General features: G+C 56.7%; 17 protein-coding genes and 1 pseudogene. 6 read left to right on the forward strand and 12 right to left on the reverse strand.

The window, feature by feature from the left end; all coding sequences use genetic code 11:
* Positions 1-337 (reverse strand): annotated as a pseudogene (locus ACEQ15_RS03135) (ribonuclease R); the annotation flags it as partial.
* A gap of 250 nt (positions 338-587) precedes the next feature.
* On the opposite strand from ACEQ15_RS03135, the gene ACEQ15_RS03140 reads away from it, so the two are divergent.
* Positions 588-1,538, forward strand: a complete 951-nt coding sequence (locus ACEQ15_RS03140) for a DUF3179 domain-containing protein (RefSeq protein ID WP_370277579.1) — start codon at positions 588-590, stop codon at positions 1,536-1,538.
* A gap of 459 nt (positions 1,539-1,997) precedes the next feature.
* Here ACEQ15_RS03140 and ACEQ15_RS03145 read toward each other — a convergent pair whose 3' ends face one another.
* Positions 1,998-2,345, reverse strand: coding sequence for a VanZ family protein (locus ACEQ15_RS03145; protein WP_370277580.1), 348 nt, complete (start codon positions 2,343-2,345; stop codon positions 1,998-2,000).
* Between the two features lie 46 nt (positions 2,346-2,391).
* The gene (locus ACEQ15_RS03150; protein ID WP_370277581.1) at positions 2,392-4,683 is read right to left on the reverse strand and encodes an ABC transporter substrate-binding protein; all 2,292 of its coding nucleotides are present in this window, start codon (positions 4,681-4,683) and stop codon (positions 2,392-2,394) included.
* A 471-nt stretch (positions 4,684-5,154) separates the two neighbouring features.
* On the opposite strand from ACEQ15_RS03150, the gene ACEQ15_RS03155 reads away from it, so the two are divergent.
* A complete protein-coding gene (locus ACEQ15_RS03155; protein ID WP_370277582.1) occupies positions 5,155-7,926 on the forward strand; it encodes a hypothetical protein in 2,772 nt (923 codons plus the stop codon).
* A gap of 77 nt (positions 7,927-8,003) precedes the next feature.
* Here the strand turns inward: ACEQ15_RS03155 and ACEQ15_RS03160 are convergent, their stop codons facing one another.
* The 6 genes from ACEQ15_RS03160 to ACEQ15_RS03185 form a co-directional block, all read right to left on the reverse strand.
* Positions 8,004-9,350 (reverse strand): DEAD/DEAH box helicase, encoded by a 1,347-nt coding sequence (locus tag ACEQ15_RS03160; RefSeq protein ID WP_370277583.1) that lies wholly within the window; start codon positions 9,348-9,350, stop codon positions 8,004-8,006.
* A gap of 137 nt (positions 9,351-9,487) precedes the next feature.
* Positions 9,488-10,768, reverse strand: coding sequence for a dicarboxylate/amino acid:cation symporter (locus ACEQ15_RS03165; protein ID WP_370277585.1), 1,281 nt, complete (start codon positions 10,766-10,768; stop codon positions 9,488-9,490).
* Between the two features lie 60 nt (positions 10,769-10,828).
* Positions 10,829-12,226: an aspartate ammonia-lyase gene (locus ACEQ15_RS03170; protein WP_370277586.1), complete on the reverse strand. Its 1,398-nt coding sequence runs from the start codon at positions 12,224-12,226 to the stop codon at positions 10,829-10,831.
* A gap of 376 nt (positions 12,227-12,602) precedes the next feature.
* Entirely contained in the window at positions 12,603-14,012 is a 1,410-nt protein-coding gene (locus tag ACEQ15_RS03175; protein WP_370277587.1) for a sigma-54-dependent transcriptional regulator, read from the reverse strand.
* Positions 14,009-15,691: a transporter substrate-binding domain-containing protein gene (locus ACEQ15_RS03180; protein ID WP_370277588.1), complete on the reverse strand. Its 1,683-nt coding sequence runs from the start codon at positions 15,689-15,691 to the stop codon at positions 14,009-14,011. Before ACEQ15_RS03180 ends, ACEQ15_RS03175 begins: the two co-directional genes overlap by 4 nt.
* Positions 15,691-16,602: a LysR substrate-binding domain-containing protein gene (locus tag ACEQ15_RS03185; RefSeq protein ID WP_370277589.1), complete on the reverse strand. Its 912-nt coding sequence runs from the start codon at positions 16,600-16,602 to the stop codon at positions 15,691-15,693. The genes ACEQ15_RS03180 and ACEQ15_RS03185 overlap by 1 nt, the downstream gene beginning before the upstream one ends.
* A 290-nt stretch (positions 16,603-16,892) precedes the next feature.
* On the opposite strand from ACEQ15_RS03185, the gene ACEQ15_RS03190 reads away from it, so the two are divergent.
* Positions 16,893-17,597 carry an aspartate/glutamate racemase family protein gene (locus ACEQ15_RS03190; protein WP_370277590.1) on the forward strand — a complete coding sequence of 235 codons (705 nt, stop codon included), beginning with the start codon at positions 16,893-16,895 and terminating at the stop codon, positions 17,595-17,597.
* 64 nt (positions 17,598-17,661) lie between these two features.
* On the opposite strand, the gene nhaD is transcribed toward ACEQ15_RS03190, so the two are convergent.
* The 3 genes from nhaD to ACEQ15_RS03205 form a co-directional block, all read right to left on the reverse strand.
* Positions 17,662-18,906 (reverse strand): sodium:proton antiporter NhaD, encoded by a 1,245-nt coding sequence (nhaD, locus tag ACEQ15_RS03195; RefSeq protein ID WP_370277591.1) that lies wholly within the window; start codon positions 18,904-18,906, stop codon positions 17,662-17,664.
* Positions 18,907-19,113: 207 nt separating this feature from the next.
* Positions 19,114-19,857 carry an acetoacetyl-CoA reductase gene (gene phbB, locus ACEQ15_RS03200; protein ID WP_370277592.1) on the reverse strand — a complete coding sequence of 248 codons (744 nt, stop codon included), beginning with the start codon at positions 19,855-19,857 and terminating at the stop codon, positions 19,114-19,116.
* 23 nt (positions 19,858-19,880) lie between these two features.
* Entirely contained in the window at positions 19,881-21,260 is a 1,380-nt protein-coding gene (locus ACEQ15_RS03205) for a malonyl-CoA decarboxylase (protein WP_370277593.1), read from the reverse strand.
* Between the two features lie 249 nt (positions 21,261-21,509).
* On the opposite strand from ACEQ15_RS03205, the gene ACEQ15_RS03210 reads away from it, so the two are divergent.
* The 3 genes from ACEQ15_RS03210 to ACEQ15_RS03220 all read left to right on the forward strand — a co-directional run bounded on the left by ACEQ15_RS03210 (position 21,510) and on the right by ACEQ15_RS03220 (position 24,265).
* Entirely contained in the window at positions 21,510-21,944 is a 435-nt protein-coding gene (locus ACEQ15_RS03210) for a MaoC family dehydratase (RefSeq protein WP_370277594.1), read from the forward strand.
* Between the two features lie 17 nt (positions 21,945-21,961).
* A complete protein-coding gene (locus ACEQ15_RS03215) occupies positions 21,962-22,507 on the forward strand; it encodes a hydrolase (protein WP_370277595.1) in 546 nt (181 codons plus the stop codon).
* A 96-nt stretch (positions 22,508-22,603) separates the two neighbouring features.
* Positions 22,604-24,265, forward strand: a complete 1,662-nt coding sequence (locus ACEQ15_RS03220; protein WP_370277596.1) for an acyl-CoA synthetase — start codon at positions 22,604-22,606, stop codon at positions 24,263-24,265.
* The last annotated feature ends 2 nt before the right edge of the window (positions 24,266-24,267 follow it).

A 24,267-nucleotide genomic window follows, 5' to 3' on the forward strand; every position in this document is an offset into this window, starting at 1 on the left:
AGCTTAGATAAATGTCGTCAGACTCAGCGTCAAGAACCAAAAACCCAAAGCCATCTCGATGCGCCGAAACCGTCCCTTCAAGCAGGGATGGCGCTGGCCTTGATGAATATCCCGACCGAGCATTGATGGATATTTGACCACTCCGCAACATCGCGGCCAATCGAGACTTCAGGGCTTTTTTTGATTCCGCTGAATCAATGGATAATCGACCGGCGATTTGCTTTGCTGTAAGTGGTTTGCCGACTTCATCTAAAAGGGTCAGGATCCATTCTCGGCTTGCAATTGGCACCGCATAGCGCGCGGCTTCTCGTGATGCCGGGGGGTCTTTTTGGCTCACTTTAATGTCCTTGCAACTGCGGTTGCGGTCCGGCTCGCGTTGACAGAATCACTAGGTCCTAGTAATCTGCGGCTCCTCTTCGCCGAGGTGGTGGAATTGGTAGACACGCTAGCTTCAGGTGCTAGTGCCTTCACGGGCGTGGGAGTTCGAGTCTCCCCATCTGCACCAATCGGTGCCCTCCCCTCCAAATTGAATTTTTCCCATAGTAATTGATCAAAAACATCAGACATTACCGTTCTGGGTGTTTGCTATGGCGCTATTCCGATCTTCCCGATTCTGGCTGGTCGTCATGTTTGCGTTGCTGGTTGTCTGGGTAATTCGCTCCCATGTGCAGGCTTACAACGGCTTCGATATTTCCAACACACTTATTCCCGCAGATGAAATTCATGCAGGTGGTCCAGACAAAGACGGCATCCCTGCGATTACCCATCCCCGTTTTGATCAAGCCGATCAGGTGCGCTGGCTGAAAGCGGATGCACTGGTCCTGGCACTGACCTGGCACGGTGCAGAACGCGCCTACCCCCTTCCTATCCTTAACTGGCATGAAGTGGTGAATGACCGTGTTGCCGGCAATCCGATTCTGATCACCTACTGCCCGTTGTGTGGCAGTGGTATGGCGTTCTCCCCCAACGTTGCCGGTCGTAATCTCACTTTTGGTGTGTCTGGGCTGCTCTACAACAGCGATGTGCTGCTGTATGACCAGGAAACCAAATCGCTCTGGTCACAAATCCGTTCACAAGCGATCTCTGGCCCGTTGAAAGGGGAAACGTTGAAACTGATTCCGTTAAGTCTCGAACGCTGGTCGGATTGGCGTGCGCGTTATCCACAGGGCGAGGTCTTGAGCCGGGATACCGGGTTTAAGCGGGACTACCACCGCAACCCCTATTACCAGTACGCACGGGACGAGGGGGTATTTTTCCCGGTGGCATTCAGCAGCCGTCGTTACCACCCCAAAGAGCGGGTGCTGGGCATCGAAATCAATGGGCAGTTTAAGGCCTACCCTTTTGCGGAGTTAGCCAAAGAAAAAGTGCAGTGGGTGTGGGATGAATTTGCCGGACAAACCCTGGAAATTCGCTTCGATGCGGCTAAACGCACCGGTCGGATCTTCACCTCAGCGGGTACGGAGCTGCCAGCCGTGAATCTGTTCTGGTTTGCCTGGTACGCGTTCCATCCGGATACCGCTGTATATAGCGGGCAATAAAAAGCCGGAGCAATCTGCTCCGGCGAAAAACCCTGATTGGGCAGGGTGATAGAACGGGAAGAAATGGAAATCTGTTGGAGCCTATCGGGTTTACAGCAGCAGGCCGACCTGGACCAGCATCGGGAAGATGGCGATGATCAATCCCACCAGAACCATCAGGATGGAAGGCACTACACCAATAATTTCAACACCTTGTTCGTCATGAGACATAGCTTGATTCCTCTCACAGTCTTAAGCCTTTGACTTGTATATAGCAACGGCGGTGCCAACTTAGATTTTGATGATTTAACTCTATGAAATATAAATGTATTTGTTGCTGATGCTGTCTTAATGCAGAGTCAGGGACTGCATTTTGAATGACAGATATGGCATGTGGCTTTAATGGATGGTGTCATATCTGGCAGTGAAGGGCGTGGCGAGTGCCATAGCCCTTGCGAGGGTGACTTGCGAGGGGATCGGTCAGGCTAATCTGGGGCAGATGCGCTGCAGCCCTTTCATAATCTGCCAGCCAGCGAGAGCACCCAGGGAGTTGGCCAGGATATCAAGCAGTTCAAAGGCGCGGGTCGGCAGTTGCCACTGCACCAGTTCAATACCGATACCCCACAGCACAACAATCAGCGCGAGCTTCCACCCGGCCTTGGGAAAACCGAAATAGGCCCAGACCGCCAGGCCCAGATAGGCAAGGAAGTGCAGTACTTTGTCGGATAGTTCAAACCCCGGTGTTTCTACAGAGGGCATTACGCTCAGGTAGGTCACCAGAAACAGCAGGCAATAGAACGGCAATTGGCGCAGTTGAAGCGGCAGCATGGGATATCCTTAACGGGCTCGGTGATAACCAGATCAGGCTCGCAGTTTACGCAGACTGCGGTGAAGATTCAGCAATACGTACGCAGTTTTTGCCACCATTTTTGGATAAATACAGCGCTTTGTCGGCCCGATGGACCAGGCTGGCGATGGTATCGGCCTGCTGCACCTGGGAGATGCCAAAACTACAGGTCAGGTTGCCTGTACCCAGGCCAAAGTCGTGCTGCTCGATGGTTGCGCGCAGTTTTTCCGCTAGCACGGCGGCCATCTCCAGGTCGGATTCGGGCAGAATGATCAGAAACTCCTCGCCCCCCCAGCGTCCAATCTGGTCGGTTTTACGGATCGTGCTTTTTACGATGTCGGCGATCTCAATCAGTATCCGGTCACCTTCATTATGGCCGTGCTGGTCATTTACCTGCTTGAAGTCATCCACATCAAAGAAGATCACCGCCGATGGGCGCTCGTAACGGCGGTAAAGCTCAAGGCCGTTGTCGAGGTATTCATACAGTTTGTTGCGGTTGGAGATGCCGGTCAGGGCGTCGTGCTGCGCCATAAATTTGAGCTGCCGGTTATAACCCGCCACGACTTTGTAGCGGTAGGCTACCAACGCCAGGATCAGCAGGAAGATCGCACCCACCAACCAGACACGGGAGTAATCAACCTTGTAGGCGTAGCGGATATTGAGCCATTGGTTAGCGATGCCGTTATGCTCCTGGGGGCTCAGCGTGCCGATGATGCGATTGAAGATATCCAGCAGAATCTGGTTGTCCCGTCGCACGGCCACACTCAGATCCCACTGGTCGTTGAGGGAGTTGTACAGGGTGATATCCAGAAGGTGCTCCGCCTGCATGGTGTAGCTGATACTGGCAGGTGCATCGATGAAGCCAAAGACATCGCCGGTTTCGAGACGGCGCAGGCCGTCGCTGACCGAGGCTACCGGCACAATCGCAGCATTGGGGTAGCGATTGACCAGGATTTCGTAAAATGCGGAATCGGACCGTACGGCCAGACGTTTGTCCGCCAGCTCCTCTGCCGTATCGCCAAATTGGGAGCGGTTATGGACAGCAACCACGGCTGGCATACTGAGGTAAGGACGTGTGAAGGCCAGATACTGCCCGCGTTGAGGGGTGGCCATGGCACCAGGCGCGATGTCACACAGACCGGAACGGATCATGGTGAGCGTTTGCGGCCAGGAATCGCTCGGCATCACGGTGATGTTTACATCCAGTTTTCCGAGCAGCAGGCTCATGTAGTCGGATACCAGACCTTGATAGTTGTTGTCCTTGAAGCCCTGGTACGGCATCCAGTCCCGGCTGGCACAGATAGTAATGTCGCCTTTGTGGGTCAGGTAGGCCCGTTCCCGCTCGGTGAACATGAGCCCTTCGGGCTTATAGATGAAGTCCCTGATGTCGTAGTTGGGGCTCAGGGCACCGATGATCAGGTACAACTTGGCCATGCTCTCGAACTGCTCAGGGGAGAGTGTGCCGAAGTAACCCTTTTCATCAAAGGCGAGCTTTTTCAGCGCATTGCCCTCGTAGATCAGGGCGTCGAGGCTGCGGTTCTGCGAGTTGTAGTGTTCGTGAATCAGCTGTGCAGTGTCCTCGATATGTTCAAAGGCATAGTGCCAGCCCTTCAGTGAGGCCTCGTAAAATTGCAGGGTGAGATCGGGGTGTTCGTCAACCAGCTTGCGCGATGTAAACAGGATATCGGCGTACATATCGAAGCCGAAATCGGCAGGATACAGGATCGTGTAGGGAATCCCTTTCTGTTCCATTTGGAACGGCTCGTTGGAGATATAGGAACCCATCGCGTCGGTTTTACCGTCGATCAGGTCCTGCAGGTTAAAGCTGTGCTGCTGGTGTTCGTAGTCAGTGTTGCGTAGACCCGCCTGCAGCAGCATCGCCATCACCTCGGCCACCTGTTCCGCATCATGGGTGATCATGAGCCGCTTGCCCTTCAGATCCTTGGGGCTCTTGATCCCGGAACTTGCCTTGGACAGCAGCATCAACGGCGATTGTTGGAAGGCGGCAAACAGGGCCACGATATCCTGCCCCTTGGCTTTATCAATCAGCAGTGAGGAGCGACCTACGGCAAAGTCTGATTTCCCTCTCTGCACGTCCCCCACCAGATCCACCTGGTTATTGAACTCGCGTATCTCAACGTCCAGGCCTGCTTCCTCGTAAAAGCCTTTCTCTTTGGCGACGTAATAACCTGCGAACTGGAACTGGTGTTTCCACAGCAGCTGCAGGGATACCGCCTGTTGCCCCTGCGCTGTTTGCTTAGGCAAGGCAAAGGCAATCGTGCTGTGAATAACAATAAGCAACACCAGAAACCACTTCATGGGAGGGAACGTGCTCCTAGGTAATTGGATGTATTAGGGAAAATCTGGGGGCTGGAGCAGATGTTGCTCATGGTCCTTTGAATCATCATCTTGACTACAAAAAGGTAGAGTCTATGTATTCAGAGTAGACCGAAATTGTGGCAGGAGAGCGTCTCAGGGGTGGATAAGATCAAGTTTTTTAACGAAAACTCATTTTTCAACGAAAACCATGAGCGGACAGGCGTGGTTCGCAATGACTGGTTTTTCAAAGCACCTTTCTAAACGGGGCAAACGCTTGTTTGCGTCAGGTCAACGAATACTATTCGTTCAATAATTGGCTGTAACTACTCGTAGTACCCGTGCCAGGGTTGGTGGATTATTATCCAGTGCAATTGATATTAAACGATCTGTATATGCGGTGGTGTCCCCCTCTATTTAGGACATACCGGTGCACAGGTAACCCCATTTCGGTAAACCACCAGGGACAGGTTCATGAGTACCGCAACGGCATTTGTAAGCACTTGGGTTTCCTATAAGCAGGATGGCGACAACTGGGGCGTTTTTGCCCAGCGTTTTGATGACAACGGGCAGCCGATCGGTGCCGAATTCCAGGTCAACACCACCACTGCCAATAACCAGTCCGATCCAACTGTGGCGATGCTGCTCGATGGCGGCTTTATCGTTACCTGGGTGGACAGCGATGCCGACGGCTCCGACGAAGGAGTTTTCGCCCAGCGTTACGACGCTGACGGTAATACGGTGGGTGTCGAGTTCCAGGTTAACGACACCATCGCGGGTATCCAGTACAAACCCCATGTGACCGGTCTGGATGACGGTGGATACGTGATCAGCTGGACCGCTTACGATGGCGGTACTTCCAACTACAACCTCTATGCCCAGCGTTACGACAAGGACGGAGTGGCGTACGAGGTGACCGAGTACAAGGTTAATACCGAAGACTACAACCAGCAGTTTGATTCCCAGATCACTGCCATGAACGATGGTGGCTATCTGGTGAGCTGGACCTCCTACGGTCAGGATGGGCGTGGTTGGGGTGTGTTTGCGCAGCAATACGATAAGGACAACCAGCCGGACGGTGCCGAGTTCCGCGTTAACACTTACGAAACCAACAACCAGGCCAAATCGTCGGTTACCCGACTGGATGACGGCGGTTATATCGTGGTGTGGTCCTCCTACGGCCAGGGTGGCCTGGATGCGGTGTTGCGTGACGACATCTATGGTCAGCGCTATGACGCCAACTCCAACCCGGTGGGCAGCGAATTCAAGATCAACACCCATGATGCGGATATCCAGCGCAGCCCGGTGGTAGCGGCCACGGGTGACGGTGGTTACATCGTCGCCTGGGCCTCCGAAGACCAGGATGGCGACCGCTGGGGTATCTATGCGCAGAAGTTCGACAGCAGTAACAACACCGTCGGTAATCAGTTCCTGGTGAACACCGAAACCTATGCCGAACAGTACGAGCCGGCGATCAGCGCCACCGAGAACGGCGGTGTGGTGATCACCTGGACCTCCGATGAGCAGGATGGTCACGCCAACGGTATCTTTGGGCAGATGTTCGACCAGGACGCGACCCCAGTCGGCAGTGAATTCCAGATCAACGACACCTCCTATCACGTACAGCAAGACTCCAGCGTGGGTGGTTTCAACCTGTTGCAGGCCGGTGGAGGCGCTGGCGATGCAGGGTTTGTGGTGACCTGGCTCTCCTTCCGTCAGGACGGCAATGAAGACTGGGCCGTATACGCACAACGTTACGACAAGGACGGCAATCCTGAAGGTGACGAGTTCCTGGTCAGCACCTTCGACTACGGTAACCAGACCGCGCCGCAGATCAGTGCGCTGAGCGACGGCGGCTTTGTGATCACCTGGGTCTCCAACGAGCAGGACGGTGGTGACGAGGGGATCTTTGGTCAGCGCTATAACGCCCAGGGCGAAGCGATGGGCGGTGAGTTCCAGATCAACAGTTTTACCAAGGGCATCCAGTACGAACCGGCCGTCACCGGCCTGGAAAACGGCGGCTTTGTGGTGACTTGGTCTTCCTATGCCCAGGACGGTCGCGGTTACGGTGTGTTTGGCCAGAACTTCGACGAGGTGGGTAACCCGGTAGGCGACGAATACCAGATCAACACCTACACCTTCCTGCAGCAGGACGAATCCACCGTGACAGCGCTGGTAGATGGTGGTTACGTGGTGACCTGGACCTCCTACGGTCAGGATGGTCGCGGTGACGGTATCTATGGCCAGCGATTCGACGAAGACGGCAACAAAGTCGGCACCGAGTTTCAGGCCAACAGTCATATTTGGAACAACCAGAACCACTCCGATATCGCCGCCCTGAGCAACGGTGGTTTTATTATTACCTGGACCTCCGATCGTCAGGACGGCTCCCAAACCGGAATCTACGCGCAGCAGTATGATGTGAACGGTGACCCGGAGGGTGGCGAAATGCTGGTGAACACCACCACCCAGGGGTACCAGTCTGAACCGGCGGTGACCGGCCTCGAGGGCGGTGGTTACGTGATCAGCTGGGACTCCTTCTACGGCGAAGATGGTGACCGTTCCGGTGTCTATGCCCAAATGTTTGACGCACATGGCGACCCTAAAGGGGGCCAGTTCCTGGTGAACACTTACACCGACCGTGACCAGGAAGGCACCGATATCAGCGCCCTCTCCGACGGCGGATTTGTGGTGACCTGGTCGTCCGACCGCAACGACGGCTCCGAGGAAGGTATCTTTGGTCAGCGTTACGATGCCGACGGCAATGCTGTGGGTGACGAGTTCCAGGTGAACAGCCACTCCAGCCATATTCAGATGTATGCGTCGGTAACTGGCCTGAAAGCTGAATCCGCATCAAGCGCGACCGCCGCACCACAACCCAAAACCGTGACGGTGGACGGTGCCGGTAACACCACCGTGGCTACCGACCAGTCCTTCCACCTCTATAGTCTGGAAGGCGAAGTGAGCGATCTGGAATTGCTGACGCTGGAAGGCAGTGAGGTTACCCAGGTGGCGGTGTCGCTGGATGCACTACTTAACCTGACCGACGGTGATAATACGCTGACTGTCACCGGTGACAGTGGCGACAAGGTGTTGCTGCTGGGTGATGGCTGGGTGCAGGGGGAAGATACCGTGGTGAACGGTACGGCGGCAGAAACCTTCAGCAACGGCGGTGCCATTGTGATCGTTGAGGAGGAGCTGGATGTGCTTTCCAACTACTCCAATATTCTGCCGGATAACTTCTGATAAAGCGTGGTAACGCAGAACGAAAGAGGCCATCCCTGAGGATGGCCTTTTTTGCTGTGTTTTCCGCAATTGGCGTCTTATTTGCGCTTTTTACGGCCCGATAGGGACATAAATGAAGGGCGCAGGCTTGGCCGGGCATCGGCTTGGCGGTCCGCTTCCTCTTCGGCTTTTTTGCGTGCCTGCTGCTGGGGTGTCAGCTTCTTTTGGGGTTTAGCTGCGGCTTTGGCAGGCTGTTTTGCGCGTTTGGGTTTGCGTGGTGCTTCCTCCACGTCGACCGGTTCGGTACTGCCCTCTTCGTAATACGGCACCGGTTTCAGTTTCAGCGGCCGTTTGATCAGGCTTTCGATCTCTTTCAGGTATCCCTTCTCGTCCGGTGCGACCAGCGAGATCGCCTGGCCGCTGCTACCGGCTCGGCCGGTACGGCCAATGCGGTGTACATAGGCTTCCGGTACGTTGGGCAGGTCGAAGTTCACCACCCGTGGCAGTGCGTCGATATCCAGGCCACGGGCAGCCACATCGGTAGCCACCAAAATCCGTACCTGGTTCTGCTTGAAAGCATCCAGTGCCCGCGAGCGGTCACGCTGGCTCTTGTCGCCGTGAATCGCAGCAGCGCTGATCCCCTCCTCCAGCAGATGGGCGGTAAGAATGTCGGCGCGTTTCTTGGTGCGGGTAAACACCAGCACCTGGGCCCACTGACCGCCGTGGATCATGTAGCTGAGGGTATCGGCCTTGTCCTGGTTATCCACCCGGTAGGCCAGCTGTTGCACAGTCTTGGCGGTGGAGTTGCGCTTGGCGACGCTGATCTTGGCTGGATTGGTAAGGATCTTCTGGGAAAGTTCGGTGATATTGTCGGCAAACGTCGCCGAGAACAGCAGCGTCTGGCGCTCCTTCGGCATCTGTGCCATCAGTTTGTCGATCTCGCGGCTGAAACCCAGGTCCAGCATGCGGTCGGCTTCATCCAGCACCAAAGTCTGCAAGCTCTCCAGGCTGATCACGTCGCGACCCAGCAGGTCCAGCAAGCGGCCTGGTGTGGCCACCAGAATGTCCGCTCCGCGCTTTAGGCGTTTGATCTGGTTCTCGGCGCGCACGCCACCGTAAATCGGGATAATGCGGATGCCCAGCTGTTCGCCGTAAGCGTAAAAACTGTCGGTCACCTGTACCGCCAGCTCGCGGGTGGGTACCAGCACCAGGGAACGTACCGGGCGTACGGATTCCTCGACCGGCTGCTGCGCCAGTTTCTCCAGGATCGGCAGCGCAAAGGCGGCGGTTTTACCGGTACCTGTCTGTGCTTCGGCCATCAGATCCTTCCCCGCCAGTACCTGTGGCACGGCCTGCGTCTGGATCGGTGTAGGTTGTTGGTAGTTCAGCGCGTCCAGCGCGTGCAACAGAGCATCCGATAAACCGAGGGAGGAGAAGTTGGACATAGAAACCCGATCAAACTGACTGTGAAAAACAGGGTGCAGCTTACCGGAAAGCGGGAGTGGGTGCGACTTCAGGTGGTCGGGAGAGTGCCATTGCAGCGCCCCATAGGGGCACCACAATGGCGAGGAGAACACGGTGTTTATGCCAGCTCTTTTGCCGGAGTAGGTTCGTTACCGTTGTAGATATCTTCGTCCAGCTCGTTTTCGCTCTTACCAACCAGCACGGATACCATCAGGTCGCCACATACGTTGACGCTGGTACGTGCCATATCCAGGATACGGTCGATACCCGCGACGATTGCCAAACCTTCCATTGGCAGACCCACAGTGGTCAGTACCAGGGACAGCATGATCAGACCCGCACCCGGAACACCGGCGGTACCGATAGACGCCAAGGTGGAAGTCATGATGATCAGCAGGTAGTCGGCCATGCTTAGGTCGATACCAAATGCCTGGGCAATAAACAGGGCGCAAACACCCTGGTACAGGGCGGTGCCGTCCATGTTGATGGTTGCACCCAGGGGCAGTACGAAGCTGGAGATCCCTTTGGATACGCCCATCTCTTCACGCGCCGCTTTGATGGTTGCAGGCAGAGTGCCGGAGCTGCTGGTAGTGGTGAAGGCAACCGCTGCCGGGTTTACCAGGCCTTTCAGGTAACGCACCGGGCTCAGGCGACCCACAGTGCTGATCAGACCGCTGTAGAACACCACTACGTGGATCAGGCAGCCGATGTACGCAGCCGCAATCACTTTCGCCAGTGGCAGCAGGATATCCATGCCGTATTTACCGGCTACCCAGGCCATCAGGCCGAATACACCGTAAGGCGCGAGCTTCATTACCAGCTCGGTCAGCTTGTACATGCCTTCTGCCAGGCTTTCGAACACCTTGATCGCCGGTTCCGCTTTTTCACCACACATGGTCAGGGCGATACCCAGACCCAGGGCAAAGACGATGATCTGCAGGATGTTACCCGCGGCCAGCGCGTTGATCGGGTTTTTCGGGATCATGTTCAGCAGCGTCTGCACCAAGGTTGGGGCTTCTTTTGCTACTGCGGCTGTTTCCGCCGGGCTCATGTTCAGGCCCGCACCCGGAGTCAGGATGGTCGCCAGACCCAGGCCAATGGTGATTGCCACCGCGGTGGTACCCAGGTACAGCACCACGGACTTCAGGCCGATGCGGCCCATCTTACGGGTGTCCTGCATGGAGGTGACACCCACCACCAGGGAACAGAACACCAGCGGTACGATCAGCATCTTGATGGCGTTTATGAACAGGGTACCGATTGGTTTCAGCATCTCGGCATCCGGGCCCATCACGGCACCGACGATAACACCCAGGATCATACCGACCAGGATTTTTTTCCAGAGCGCCAGGTCGCTCCAAAAGCCGCTACGGCTCGGTGTGAGAGTTGTCTCTTGCATCACAATTTACCTTTCTTATCGTTGTTTTCTGCCCGCACGCAGGCAGCAGGATTTAGGCCCTCAGCCGCGTCGGCGCTGGGGGCGGATCATGTTGGACGGTTGCAGGATTTCGCCCAGGGCCTCTTCGCTCATCAGCTGCTCTTCGCGGATCAGCTCCAGCACACCACGCCCGGTTTCCAGGGCGGTTTTGGCGATACGGCTGGAGTTCTCGTACCCGATGTAGGGCACCACGGCGGTGATGATGCCGATGCTCTGGTCGACCAGTTCCTGGCAGCGTTCGGTGTTGGCGGTAATGCCACGTACACAGCGGTTTTTCAGCATGTGCATCGCCTGGGTCAGCATACGGATCGACTCCAGCACGTTGTAGGCGATCAGCGGTTCCATGGCGTTGAGCTGCAACTGACCCGCTTCGGCGGCCATGGTCACGGCCATGTCGTTGCCGATCACCTGGTACGCCACCTGGTTGACCGCTTCCGGAATCACCGGGTTGATCTTGCCCGGCATAATGGAGCTGCCCGGTTGTTGCGGTGGCAGGTTGATCTCGTTGAGGCCACAGCGTGGACCCATGCTGAGCATGCGCAGGTCGTTGGCAATCTTGGAGAGTTTCACGGCGAGGCGTTTCAGCATGCCGGAGAACAGCACAAAGGCGCCCATATCGGAGCTGGCTTCGACCAGATCGGAGGCTCGTTTGAACTCAAAACCACTCAGTTCGGACAGGTGACACACCGCCAGCTTGGCGTACTCTGGATCAGTGTTGATGCCGGTGCCGATGGCGGTGCCGCCCAGGTTGATCTCTTTCAGCAACTCGGACAGACCGGCGATGCGGTCGATATCCTCGCCCAGGGTGGTGGCGTAGGACTGGAACTCCTGGCCCAGGGTCATCGGTACCGCATCCTGCAGTTGGGTGCGGCCCATCTTGAGGATCTCGGCAAACTCCTCGCCTTTGGCGGCGAAGGTATCGCGCAGGGATGCCAGCGCCTGCACCAGCTCACCGTGTTTCAGCAGGATCGCCAGGCGTACCGCTGTTGGGTAGGCATCGTTGGTCGACTGCGACATGTTGACGTGGTTGTTCGGGTGCAGATGGCTGTATTCGCCCTTGGCGTAGCCCAGCTGTTCCAGGCCAACGTTGGCGATCACCTCGTTGGCGTTCATGTTAGTGGAGGTGCCGGCCCCGCCCTGGATCATGTCGACCACGAACTGATCGTGGTACTGGCCGTCGAGGATCAGTTGTACCGCCTGCTCGATCGCTTCGGCTTTGCCGTCATCCAGCAGGCCCAGAGTCTGGTTGGCCTTGGCACAGGCCAGCTTGACCAGCGCCAATGCGTTAACCAACTGGGGAAAGTGGTTCAGCGGTACGCCGCTCAGGTCGAAGTTATCGCGGGCACGCTGGGTCTGAACGCCAAAGTAGGCATCGTAGGGTACGCGCGCCTCGCCGAGCAGGTCCTTTTCTCGCCGCATGGATGGCTCTCGGAGTGGCTGAACAGTGTTTCCCATTGGGTGTGGTCCTCTTGGTGTTTCTTCTTGTTGTGAGGCGGTGGCGCGACAGAACCACAGCCTGGATACAGAGGACTTTGCAAGGTGGGTGCCAAACTTGTATTTGTTGTTTAAGTGTTTGTTTTTGCTGGGTAAATATCAGAATTTTCAGGAGGGTATGGTGAAACAAAGGGGTATAACCAAAGGAATGAGCAGAAACTGCGCTTTTGTGGATTAGTGTTTTTAATCAACGGGTTAGACGTGATTCCATTGGTTATAACCCAAACCCTGGTTATAGGGGTTCAGAAAGATGAGGTCGTACTCCCCTGCCTGAGGCAGGGGACGGTTCCTGGGGTGGTATTTAAGAGGAGAGTTTTTTCAGGCGTTTGCTCAGCGCTGGCTGGGAAATGCCGAGCAGCTTTGACGCCAGCGACTGATTGCCCTGGGCGCGCTGCATTGCCTCGTTGACCAGCAGATCGCCCACTTCCTGCAGGGTTGGCAGCGGCCGGTCAGCCGGGAACAGGGAGTCCGGTTCGCTGCTGGTTTCGCTCTGCATGGGTGTGTCTTGTCCCAAAGCGCGACGGAACACCTCCATAGAGAGCATCTTGGCGCGGTGCTGGCTCATGGCGTCGTAGGCCAGCGCCCGCAGCTCTCGCACGTTGCCTGGGAAGCTATAGTTCTCCAGCAATACCGGCAGTTCCTTGGGGATGGTGGGTTTGGTTTTGCCCATCTCTTCGGCCGCGACGGCGAGAAAGTGCTCCAGCAGCAGCGGTATATCATCCTTGCGTTTGCGCAGCGGCGGAATCTCGATCTGGTGAATACGCAGGCGGTAGTAGAGGTCTTTACGGAATTCGCCGCTCTGCTGTTTTTGCTCCAGGTCCTGGTGGGTGGCGACCACCACGCGGGCGTGGATCCGTTTTGGCCGGTCGCTGCCTAGCGGGTAATACTCCCCCTCCTGCAGCAGGCGCAGCAGCTTAACCTGCGAAGCCTGGCTCAGGTCGCCGATCTCGTCGAGGAACAGGGTACCGTTGGCCGCCTGCTCGATCATCCCGGCGCGGGCCTTGTCGGCCCCGGTAAAGGCGCCGCGGCTGTGGCCAAACAGGGTGTCGGCAAAGACGTTGTCATCAAGGCCTGCGACGTTGACCGACACTAGTGGACCGGCACGGTTGCTCAGGGTGTGCACGGCTTGGGCGATCAGCTCCTTACCCACCCCACTCTCGCCGGTGACTAGTACCGGTTGGTTGCTGGCCGCAACCGATTCCAGATACTGGAACACCGAACGCATCCCCTTGTCCTGGGTGACGATGTCGTTAAACACCTCCGGGTGCTCGAGGGTGTCGGTGAGGAAGCGGCGGCGCATCTCCTGGTTCTCCAGGCGCATCTCCTGCATGCGTACTGCGCGGCGAATGCCTTCGATCAGACGATCCTCCTCGGTGGTTTTGACAAAGTAGTCGTAGGCACCCAAGCGGATACAGTTGACCGCTGTTTCCAGCTGGTTGAGGCCGCTGATAATAATTACGCCCACCTCGGGGTGCTCCTCCACGATCTGCTGCAGCAATGCTTCGCCGGACAGGTGGGGCATGGTCAGGTCGAGCAATACGAGTCCGATCGGTTCGCGGGCAATGATGCCCATCGCTTCGCGGCTATCCTGGCACTGGTAGATATGGTTGAAGCCGCCGCGACGTTCCAGCGCGATACTGAGACTGCGCAGGAACGGTGCCTCGTCGTCGACCAGTAGGATGCCGAAGTTGGGGTAGCGGTTGCTGCTCATGGTGCGGAGGTTCCTTGGCTTAGCGGTAATGTAAGAATAGCGATGGTGCCCTTGCCCGGTTGTGAACGGTAGGTCAGATCGCCGTTGTGTTCCTGCACGATGCTGGCGGAGACCGAGAGGCCCAACCCAGTCCCACCCTGCTCGCGGCGGGTGGTGAAAAACGGATCGCTCAGGCGCGACAGATCGTCGGCTTCGATACCACGACCCTGATCGCGCACTTCCAGGTGCAGTTTTCGGTCAGGCGTGAGCAAGGTGCGCACCTGAATGCTGCGATCGCTGGATTCCAGCGCCTGACAGGCGTTGACGATCAGGTTGATGACCACCTGCTCGATGCGTTGGGCGTTGCCCTGAAACGCAGGCAGGTTGTCGCCGTAGCTCGCCTCAAAATGATCGGTGGAATGCCGAATGGTGTTGTCCACCAGGCGGATTGCGGTGGCGACCACGTCGTTCAGGTCGACCATTTCATCCAGTTCGGCCGGGCCCTGGCGGGCGAAGTCGCGCAGGTCATCAACGATACGGCGGATACGGTGTGTACCGGCGAGCATGTCGTCCAGCATACGGGGAATCTCGTCGCGCATGCGGCTGTACGCCAGTCCCCCCATGTCGAAGTCGCCATGCTGCTCATAGTGTTCTTCCAAAATAGTTTCCAGATCCTGATAGGCGTCCTTCACCACCGGCAGATTGAGCAGCAACAGGCTGCTGGGGTTGTTGATCTCGTGGGCGACCCCGGACACCAGGATACCCAGGGAGGTCATCTTGTCCGCCTGGATCAGCTGTTGTTGCTGCAGTTTCAGCTCTGCGGTACGGCGGCTGACCTGGCGGGTAAGCATGCGGTTCCAGACCACGATACCACCCAGAACAACCAGCAGGATGGCGGAAACCCAGGCGGTGATCTGACCGATCTTCGCCCATGGCCAGCCGGGCTGCTCCAGCGGGCCCAGCCACTTGTCGTAGATCTCCTGCTGGCGGCCGGTGTTCTTTAGGATCGCCAGACCTTCGCTGAAGCGGGCTAACAGGGCTTCGTTGCCCTTGAGTACCGAGTAGCCGTAATGCTGAGCGCCAAACGGTTGACCCACCGGGGTGATGTTGGACAGTTCCAGCTCCCGCTCCAGATAGAGGCCCGGCAGGTTAGCCACCAGGGCGTAGTCGTGCTGACCGGAGGCGAGTAGGCGCAGGGCATCGGCGTGCGTATCAACCAGAATCAGGTTGGCGCCAACGTTATTCTGAAGCAGATAGTCGTGCATGATGCCGCCGTTCTGCACAATAACTTCTTTGTCGCGCAAGTCGGCTAGATCAGATGCTCGGGCCTCGCCTCGGCGGGCAAAAATCGACTGGTTAATAATGGCGTGGGGCGGAGAGAACGCGTAGGTGCGAGTGCGGTCCTCGGACAGCACCATACCCTGCAGCGCGTCCACCTGGCCGCTCTCCAGGTTGTTTCGCATGGTATCCCACTGTTCCAGCCGGATCTCGATGTTCATCCCCATCACCTCAGCGATGGCGCGAGTCAGTTCGGTGTTATACCCATCCGGCTGGCCGTCTTCGTTGATGAATTCATAAGGCGGGTAGTTGTGGTCGCCGCCGATACGGATCAGATCGTCCGGTGCAGCGGCGCTGGCGCTTGCCGTGATCAGGCTGAACCAACAAAGGAGAAGCCCAGGCAGATAGTGTCTGATACGCATTAGCCCTCCCCTTTTCCGTATCGCTGTTGCAGCACCTGCCACAAGGCTTCGGCGCTGGCCGACAGTGGCCGATTGCAGCGGTACACGTAGATCTTCAGCGGTTGTTGCCACTGCTCGCCGCCGCAGGCCACGAGAAAACCCTGCTCCAGTTCGTTCTCGATAGCAAAGCTGGGCACCCAGGCTACTCCCATCCCCTGCAAGGCCATCACCTTGAGGCTGTCGGCCAGCGGGGATTCGAATGCCTGCTGCAATTCGAGCTTTCGGGGCGGCTGTCGCAGTAATTGTTCAACACAGCGACCCAGATAGATCTCCTTCGGGTAGGCCAGATAGGGGATGGTTTGCTGGCCGGGATTATCCAGGTCAAACAGCGGATTGCCCGCGTCGTTGGCACGGCAGACCGGGATCAGCTGCTCCTGCCCCAACGGCAGTGCCTGAAACTGATCTGTAGTCAGGCTGTGGTTTTCGAAGGCGAGCAGGAAGTCGCAGATGCCGTTTTTCAGCGCCTGCACGCTGTCGTCCACATTGGCGACCAATTGGCGGGTGCGGATGTTACTCAATGCGTCCTGCAGCGATTGCAGGAAACGGGGAAACAGCGACAGCGAAAGTGTGTGGGACACAGCAAAGTCGATCACCTCGGGACCACGCTGCTGCAGCGACTGCAGATGGGAGACACAGTCGTCCAATTGACTCACCAGGTTTTGTGCGGTGATCTGGAACAGGTGCCCGGCCGGGGTGAGTTGTATCGGCACGCTGGTACGGTCGACCAGCTCACAGCCTACTGCTTCTTCCAACGCGCGAATGCGGCGGCTGAAGGCGGGTTGGGTCATATGCCGTGCCTCGGCGGAACGGGAGAAACTCTGTGTTTTCGCCAGCGACAGAAAATCCTCTAACCACTTCGTTTCGATGTTCATGACGGAAAACTCTTCACCCGATATTGATGGCATATATACGCCGAAACCGGCTTGTACGCCAAGGCTAATGCCCTATTCAGTGTACTACCGCGTGGTCTAAGTTTCTTGAGCGGGCTCTTTTTATAACAACACCCCCTGACCGATACCAGTTTGGTATGCGGTATGTATCTGTCTGATATGCAAGGGTTTAATCAGCCTTATGCGGTTGCAGTATGGGGCCTGCCAAGATGGCATTGGCGGTGGAGTCCAACACAACCTAGGGTATCGGAAAATTCCCTGGAGATTTCCTGATGAGCACGATGATCGGAGTTTTGGGTGGCATGGGGCCGCTTGCCACCGTTGATTTTGTCGAGAAAATTATCCGCCAGACACCGGCCGAAAAAGACCAGGATCATCTGCCGTTGTTGGTGCATTCGGTGCCACAGATTCCTGACCGTACCGCGTACCTGCTGGATAACCAAGCTTCCCCTCTCAAGGCGCTATCGCACGGTGTCCGGACACTGGCCAATGCCGGTGTGGGCTGTATCGCCATCCCGTGCAATACAGCGCATTACTGGCATCCGGATCTGGTCGAGATCAGTCCGGTACCGGTGCTACATATTGCCAAGGCGTGCAGTGACAGGCTCGTTCAGCAGAGTGTTCGTTCCGTTGGGCTGATGGCGACCGATGGAACCCTGAAGGCCAACTTTTATGCGCAACAGCTAGAGCAACGAGGTATCGCCCTGACGTTGCCGGACGAGTCGTTGCAGCGACAGATCATGGCTGGGATCTATCAGGTGAAGGCGGGAAATCTGGCTGAAGGTGGTGCGCTGTTGGACAAGTGTGTGGATGCGTTTCTGGCGCACGGCTTGGAGCGGGTGATCCTGGGTTGCACTGAAATACCCTTGGCGCTGGAGCACATAGACTCAAGCAACTTAGCTGTCGGCGTGGATGCGACCGATGCCTTGGCCGAGGCGTGCCTGCATTGGTATCAACAAGCACAAACACCCCATTAATCGGAGGATTATCGGGTACGGCCAGCACTCCCTTTGTGACGGGGAGCGCTGGCCTCGGCATGTTTTAGATGAACAGCGATCCTGCCACCAATACACAGACGTAACCGCTGGTATAGGCAACCAGCAGCCAGTGGATAAAGCGCATGTAGCTGAGGAAGGTCAGCTCCTTCATCTTGCTCATTGCGATCACACCCGCTGCAGAGCCGATGATCAGGATCGAACCGCCCACACCGGTGGCGTAAGTCAGACCCAGCCATTGGGCTTTATCCATCACAACACCGGATTTTAGAATCGCCGCGGTAAGTGGCACGTTATCCACCAGGGCGGAGAGCAAACCGACAATGTAGTTGGCCATGGCGATTGGCAGCACGTTGTACAGTTCCGGCAGGTGATCCAGCACCGACAACTCCTTCAGCATGCCAACCAGCAGCAGAACCCCCAGGAAGAACAGCAGCGTATCGAACTCAATATCGCGTATGTATTCCAGGATGTTCGGACGTTCATCGTCTTTTTTATGCAGCATCTGATGCACCAGGAACATCACCGACAGGCCAAACAGGAAGGTCAGCAGCGGTGGGATCTGGTACAGCGTACTGAAACTCAGTGTGCTCAGGATAGTTAACAGGAATAGCGCACCAATCACCTTATCCCGTCCCGAGATCGGACGGCGGAAACGTGGCAGCTGGAATTCCTGGTTGGAGCCCGACATCAGACAGAGCACCAGCACCGCAACACCAATGGTGGCAGGCGGAATCAGCAGGAACAGGTCGAGGATCTCTACCTTGCCGGCCAGGAAGATCATCAGGGTGGTTACGTCACCGGTAATCAGCGCAACACCGCCGGAGTTCACCGCAAATACCAGCAAAGTAGCGAACTTTAACAGGTCTTTCTTCTCCAGATTCAGTGATGCCAGCAGCGACAGCATGATCAGGGAGGCGGTGATGTTGTCCGCCAGTGACGAAAACAGCAATGCCAACAGGGCCATCATCAGCATCAGCTTACGCTGGGTGATCTGTTCGGGCAGAACCCGGTAAACCAACTGGGTGATCAGCCCTTTCTGGTTGAGGTACGCAACATAGGTCATCGCGGCCATCAGAAAGAGCCAGAGGGTGGCGATCTCCAACAGGTTTTCGTTCAGTTTTTCCTGAACGTTACCGTCGTGGATGATCTGCTCGGGGAAGATAAAGGCGAGTATCCATACCAGGGTGCCGATAAACAGCGTTGATTTCGCTTTGTTCACGTGGACCACGTCCTCGATCACGATCATCACAAACGCGAAAACGATCAATGCCAAAAGCAAGATAGTCATAGGGTTAGACTCCATCCAGCCAGACGGCCGGATACCAATAAGTGATAGAGGCTTGAGTGTAGACCAGTTTGCGGGTGTCTCGTAATTGGTTTTGCGGCGGCATACATTTACAAATGTGTTTGAGCACAATAAAAAGGCCCTGCCTCTAATTTGGGGCAGGGCCTTTTCGCTGCGTAGCAGGTGTAGGTCTTGGACTCTTCGGGCCGGTTAGCTCATATACTGGCCGCCGTTCACCGACAGGTTGGTGCCGGTGATAAAGCCAGCATCCTCTGCAGTCAGGAAGGTTACCGCACGGGCGATCTCCTCCGGCTGGCCCAGCCGACCTACTGGAATCCCCTCAACGATGGCATCCAGCACCTTCTCCGGTACCTGACGAACCATTGGCGTATCAATGTAACCCGGAGAGACCGCATTTACGGTCACACCCTTGCGCGCACCTTCCTGGGCGATCGCCTTGGTGAAACCGTAGATACCGGCCTTGGCGGCGGAGTAGTTGGCCTGGCCAAACTGGCCCTTCTCGCCATTGAGGGAGGAGATGTTGACGATACGGCCGAAACCGCGGTTACACATCGCCTCAAAGACCGGCTGGCACATGTTGTACATGGAGTCGAGGTTGGTGCGCAGCACCGCCTGCCACTGCTCCGGCTGCAGGCGTTTGAGTGGGCCGTCGCGGGTGATACCGGCGTTGTTCACCAGAATGTCGATGGCGCCCACTTCTTCCTCCACCTTGGCGATAAAGCTGCAGCAGTAGTCGTAGTCGGTCACATCCAGCGGGTAGATGGCGATCTCGTAGCCGGCGTCTTTCATCTCTGCCTGCCACGCCTGGGCTTCCGCTGCCTGAGATGGCAGGTAGCTGCCCACTACTCGACGGTCCTGGTCACACAGGGCCTTACACATACTTTCACCCAGACCTCCCTGGGCACCAGTTACGACGGCGACACGTTGCGTCATCCTCTTCTCCTTATTTTTATTCTCTAGGTTTTACACAAAGCCTTGATCTTGGCGGACTGGGCGATGCTGCCCTGCGCGCTGTAATCCTGGCTGCGGCTTTCGATATGCGGCAGGTCGTAGAGGTAGTTCACCATCATGCCTGCTGACTGTTTGATTCCGTTGGCGGAGCTGTCCGCCAACCAGTTGAGCTGGGCCACTTCCGCACCGTTGCTGAGGTGGAAATGGGTCACATTATCCAGCGGGGTAATACGTCCCGGTCGTTTCTCCTGGGTCAGGTAATGGGCGCAGAGCTGCAGCAACGGCTCACGGCGCTGTTCGGCTAGAGACGCATCCAGGTGCCAGTCGTCCGGCAGGCGTGGCTCTGGCAGCTGTACCCAGGCCTTGCCGCCCGGCAGCTGCTGCAGGGTATTGTCGTCCTGCTTATCGAGCCAACGCATGAAGCCCGGGATCGGTGACAGGGTGGAGAACTGCTTCAGATCGTGGAAATCGTGCTGCAACTCCGCCACGACTCGTTTGATCAGGAAATTACCGAAGCTAATGCCTGCAAGACCGCGCTGGGCGTTGGAGATGGAGTAGAAGATCGCGGTATCTGCTTCGTTGAAATCCAGGATCGGCGCATCTGCATCCAGCAATTTTTGCACGCTGTCGGCGAGGCCTTTCACCAGGGCAACTTCGACGAAAATCAGCGGCTCGTCCGGCATATTGGGGTGAAAGAACGCGAAACAGCGGCGATCGGATTCGAGGCGGTTTTTCAGGTCGTCCCAACTCTGAATGGCGTGGACGGCCTCATAGGCGATCAGTTTTTCCAGCAATTGCGCGCTGGATTGCCAGCTGATCTGCTCCAGTTGCAGCAGGCCGATATCAAACCAGCTGACCAACTGGCGTTTCAGGTCCGCTTCCAGTGGCGCCAGCTCCGGTACCTCTTTTTTCAGACTGAGCAGTTCGGCGCGCATATCCACCAGGAACTTCATTCCTTCGGGAAGCTCAGTGAACTGGGTGAGCAGTTTCATACGCGGTGGATCGAGGGTGTCACGCAGCTTAAGGCGTGCGGCAGCGCGGTCCTCTGGGTCTGCTTCGCGCCACTGTTCGATGGCGGTTTCCACCGCGCCATCGTCCACATCGTAGCTATCGCACAGCAGCTGTAGGAACTTGCGGCGGCCGGTTGGGCTCAGCGCCAGGTAGTTCTCCCCCAGCTGTGCGGCACGGCGGCGAGCTGCTACCTCACCGCCGGTATTGCTCAGGCAGCTGTCCATCCACTGCTGCAGCAGCTCCAGGTCTTTGTCATCAAGATCCGGGAATAGCTCGAGGGTTTCTTTGAGTCGATCAACGGAAAGGTCATGCCACACCTTTTTCAGGTGGCTCACGGTGCGATCAAGAAAACTGGCTGTGATCTGGCTGGGCATGGGTATCTCCTAAAGTGCACCTGACATCTTTCCAACTGGCTGTTTGATGAACAGTGCATATGTCAGGGAAAGCTAGCAAAGAAAAATTTAAAAACCAAGGGTTAATACTTGGTTTTTGTTTTTGGAACGTCTAAGGTGTGGTTACTTCGTCGTCAGCGTAACGGCTCCAAGACCGTATGGCGACCTTATAACAATAGTCCCGGGTACAGGGGCAGATGAAATCATTGAGACTTTTGAGAGGACAGCCAGATGCAGGAACTGCACGGATACTACCTGGAAGACCTGGAGATCGGTCAGACCGCCAGCTACGCAAAAACCATCACCGAAGCGGACGTAGTGCTGTTTGCCGGTATCACCGGTGATGACAACCCGGTGCATATCAACGCCGAGTACGCGGCGCAGACCATGTTCGAGCAGCGCATTGTGCACGGCATGTTCAGTGCCGGTCTGATCTCTGCCGTACTGGGTACCCGCATGCCAGGGCCGGGTGCGATCTACATCGATCAGCAGCTGAAGTTCAAGGCACCGGTGCATATCGGTGACACCGTGGTGGCCTCCGCCAAGGTACTGGAGATCGACGAGAAGCGCCGCCGCGTGAAGCTGGAAACCATCTGTAAGGTGGGTGAAAAAGTTGTAGCTGAAGGTGTGGCGACCAACATGGTTGACCGCCGTCCGACCGAATAAGCAGCAGGAGAAAAACGATGCTGATTGAAGCAAACAAGTCCGCCCTGCTGGTGATCGACGTGCAGGAAAAACTGCTGCCGGGTGTGTTCGAGAACGAAAAGCTGGTGGCCAGCTGCCAGTGGCTGATGGGCGTGGCCCAGCTAATGGAGATCCCGGTTTTGGGTTCCGAACAGTACCCACAGGGTGTTGGCCCAACTGTGTCGACCCTGCGTGACATGCTGGATGAAAACGACTTTGTCGGTAAAACCCACTTCTCCTGCGCAGATGCACCGGAGTGCAGTGCGCGTATCGATGCTTTGGACCGCGAACAGATCGTGATCTGTGGTATGGAAGCGCACGTTTGTGTGATGCAGACCGCCCTGCGTCTGCTGGCACAGGGCAAGCAGGTCTATGTGGTGAGTGATGCGATCTCTGCCCGCGACCCAATCGATACCGCCGCAGCGATTGAACGTATGCGTGAAGAAGGTGTGAAGATGGTGACCCGCGAGATGGTGGGTTTCGAGTGGATCGGCCGCTCTGACGCACCGCAGTTCAAAGATTTCAGCATGAAGTTCCTGCGCTGAGGTAATCATGCCAGGCCCGGATGCCTGTAGTTCTGTCGTTAAGGTATCTGGGTCTTTAAGCCCTTTTCTTTAAAAATCAGAACCATAGGTAGACGTATGGAAAATAAGAATAACAATCCGTACAGCCTGGGCCTGGATAAGAATGCAGCCAACTACGCTGCCCTGACCCCGCTGTCATTTATCGAACGCGCCGCGAGCGTGTACCCCGATCGTACCGCCGTTATCCACGGTGATGTGCGTCGTAGCTGGTGCGAAACCTACCAACGTTGCCGTCAACTGGCCTCGGCCCTGCAGCAACGAGGCATAGGCGAAGGTGATACCGTTGCCGTGATGCTGCCCAACATCCCCGAGATGTTGGAGCTGCACTTTGCCGTACCGATGACCGGTGCGGTGCTCAATACCCAGAACACCCGCCTCGACGCGGAAACCATCGCCTTTATGCTCGACCACGGTGAAGCCCGTGTCGTGATCACCGACCGCGAATTCTCCGATGTGATGCACCGCGCGTTGCGAATGGCCAGCGTGGAGCCGCTGGTGGTGGATGTGGATGATCCGCAGTTTGCAGGTGGTGACCTGATTGGCACCCTAACCTACGAGCAGTTACTGGCTGAAGGTGATCCCGATTTTGCCTGGCAACCGCCTGCGGACGAGTGGCAACCGATCACCCTCAACTACACCTCCGGCACCACCGGCAATCCCAAAGGGGTGGTGTATCACCACCGCGGCGCGCACCTGAATGCGATCAGCAACATCATTGGCCAGAATCTGCCGCCCCATGCGGTCTATCTTTGGACCTTGCCGATGTTCCATTGCAACGGCTGGTGTTATCCCTGGTCGGTGACCGCCGTGGCCGGTACCCATGTCTGCCTGCGTCATCTGCGACCGGAGTCCGTATTCGAGCTGATTCAGGCCTGCGGTGTGACCCACTTCTGCGGTGCGCCGGTGGTACTGAATATGTTGCTCAACGCGCCGGAAGAATCCAAGGCGCTGGTGGACCATACGGTCACCGTCACTACTGGCGGTGCGGCACCTCCTGCAGCGATCATCGAAGGAATGGAAGCGATTGGTATTAAGGTGGTGCATGCCTATGGCTTGACCGAGTCCTACGGCCCGAGTGTGTTCTGTGCCCACCAGGATGAATGGGACGCGCTGGTGCTGGAGCAGAAAGCGGCGAAGATGGCCCGTCAGGGCGTGCGTGCACCGGCATTGGAAGAGCTGATGGTCGCTGATCCGGTTTCGCTCGAACCGGTGCTCCGTGATGGCAGCACCCTGGGTGAAGTCTTTATGCGTGGTAACAATGTCATGAAAGGCTACCTGAAGAACCCAACCGCCACCGAGGAAGCCTTTGCCGGTGGCTGGTTCCATACCGGTGATCTGGCGGTATGGCATGCGGACGGCTACATTGAGGTGAAGGATCGCTCCAAGGACGTGATCATCTCCGGCGGCGAGAACATCTCCACCATCGAGGTGGAGGACATCCTTTACCGTCACCCGGCGGTGCTGGAAGCGGCGGTGGTGGCCAAACCCCACGAACATTGGGGTGAAGTGCCCTGCGCTTTTGTCACCCTGAAAGAGGGGACGGAGGTGAGTGCTGAGGAGATCATCGACTTTACCCGCGACCACATGGCCCATTTCAAATGTCCGAAACAAGTGGTGTTTGCACCGTTGCCGAAAACCTCCACCGGCAAGGTGCAGAAGTTTGCCCTGCGGGCAATGCTCAAAGAGATACCGGCGGACATAACTGAGCAGGACATCTAGCA

This window comes from Pontibacterium sp., assembly GCF_964228735.1.
GTDB lineage: Bacteria > Pseudomonadota > Gammaproteobacteria > Pseudomonadales > Balneatricaceae > Pontibacterium.

Bases quoted from the DNA above. Each gene is read 5' to 3' on its own strand.
- ACEQ15_RS03140 (WP_370277579.1), top strand. From the start codon at position 588: ATGGCGCTATTCCGATCTTCCCGATTCTGGCTGGTCGTCATGTTTGCG.
- ACEQ15_RS03145 (WP_370277580.1), bottom strand. From the start codon at position 2,345: ATGCTGCCGCTTCAACTGCGCCAATTGCCGTTCTATTGCCTGCTGTTT.
- ACEQ15_RS03150 (WP_370277581.1), bottom strand. From the start codon at position 4,683: ATGAAGTGGTTTCTGGTGTTGCTTATTGTTATTCACAGCACGATTGCC.
- ACEQ15_RS03155 (WP_370277582.1), top strand. From the start codon at position 5,155: ATGAGTACCGCAACGGCATTTGTAAGCACTTGGGTTTCCTATAAGCAG.
- ACEQ15_RS03160 (WP_370277583.1), bottom strand. From the start codon at position 9,350: ATGTCCAACTTCTCCTCCCTCGGTTTATCGGATGCTCTGTTGCACGCG.
- ACEQ15_RS03165 (WP_370277585.1), bottom strand. From the start codon at position 10,768: ATGCAAGAGACAACTCTCACACCGAGCCGTAGCGGCTTTTGGAGCGAC.
- ACEQ15_RS03170 (WP_370277586.1), bottom strand. From the start codon at position 12,226: ATGCGGCGAGAAAAGGACCTGCTCGGCGAGGCGCGCGTACCCTACGAT.
- ACEQ15_RS03175 (WP_370277587.1), bottom strand. From the start codon at position 14,012: ATGAGCAGCAACCGCTACCCCAACTTCGGCATCCTACTGGTCGACGAC.
- ACEQ15_RS03180 (WP_370277588.1), bottom strand. From the start codon at position 15,691: ATGCGTATCAGACACTATCTGCCTGGGCTTCTCCTTTGTTGGTTCAGC.
- ACEQ15_RS03185 (WP_370277589.1), bottom strand. From the start codon at position 16,602: ATGAACATCGAAACGAAGTGGTTAGAGGATTTTCTGTCGCTGGCGAAA.
- ACEQ15_RS03190 (WP_370277590.1), top strand. From the start codon at position 16,893: ATGAGCACGATGATCGGAGTTTTGGGTGGCATGGGGCCGCTTGCCACC.
- nhaD (WP_370277591.1), bottom strand. From the start codon at position 18,906: ATGACTATCTTGCTTTTGGCATTGATCGTTTTCGCGTTTGTGATGATC.
- phbB (WP_370277592.1), bottom strand. From the start codon at position 19,857: ATGACGCAACGTGTCGCCGTCGTAACTGGTGCCCAGGGAGGTCTGGGT.
- ACEQ15_RS03205 (WP_370277593.1), bottom strand. From the start codon at position 21,260: ATGCCCAGCCAGATCACAGCCAGTTTTCTTGATCGCACCGTGAGCCAC.
- ACEQ15_RS03210 (WP_370277594.1), top strand. From the start codon at position 21,510: ATGCAGGAACTGCACGGATACTACCTGGAAGACCTGGAGATCGGTCAG.
- ACEQ15_RS03215 (WP_370277595.1), top strand. From the start codon at position 21,962: ATGCTGATTGAAGCAAACAAGTCCGCCCTGCTGGTGATCGACGTGCAG.
- ACEQ15_RS03220 (WP_370277596.1), top strand. From the start codon at position 22,604: ATGGAAAATAAGAATAACAATCCGTACAGCCTGGGCCTGGATAAGAAT.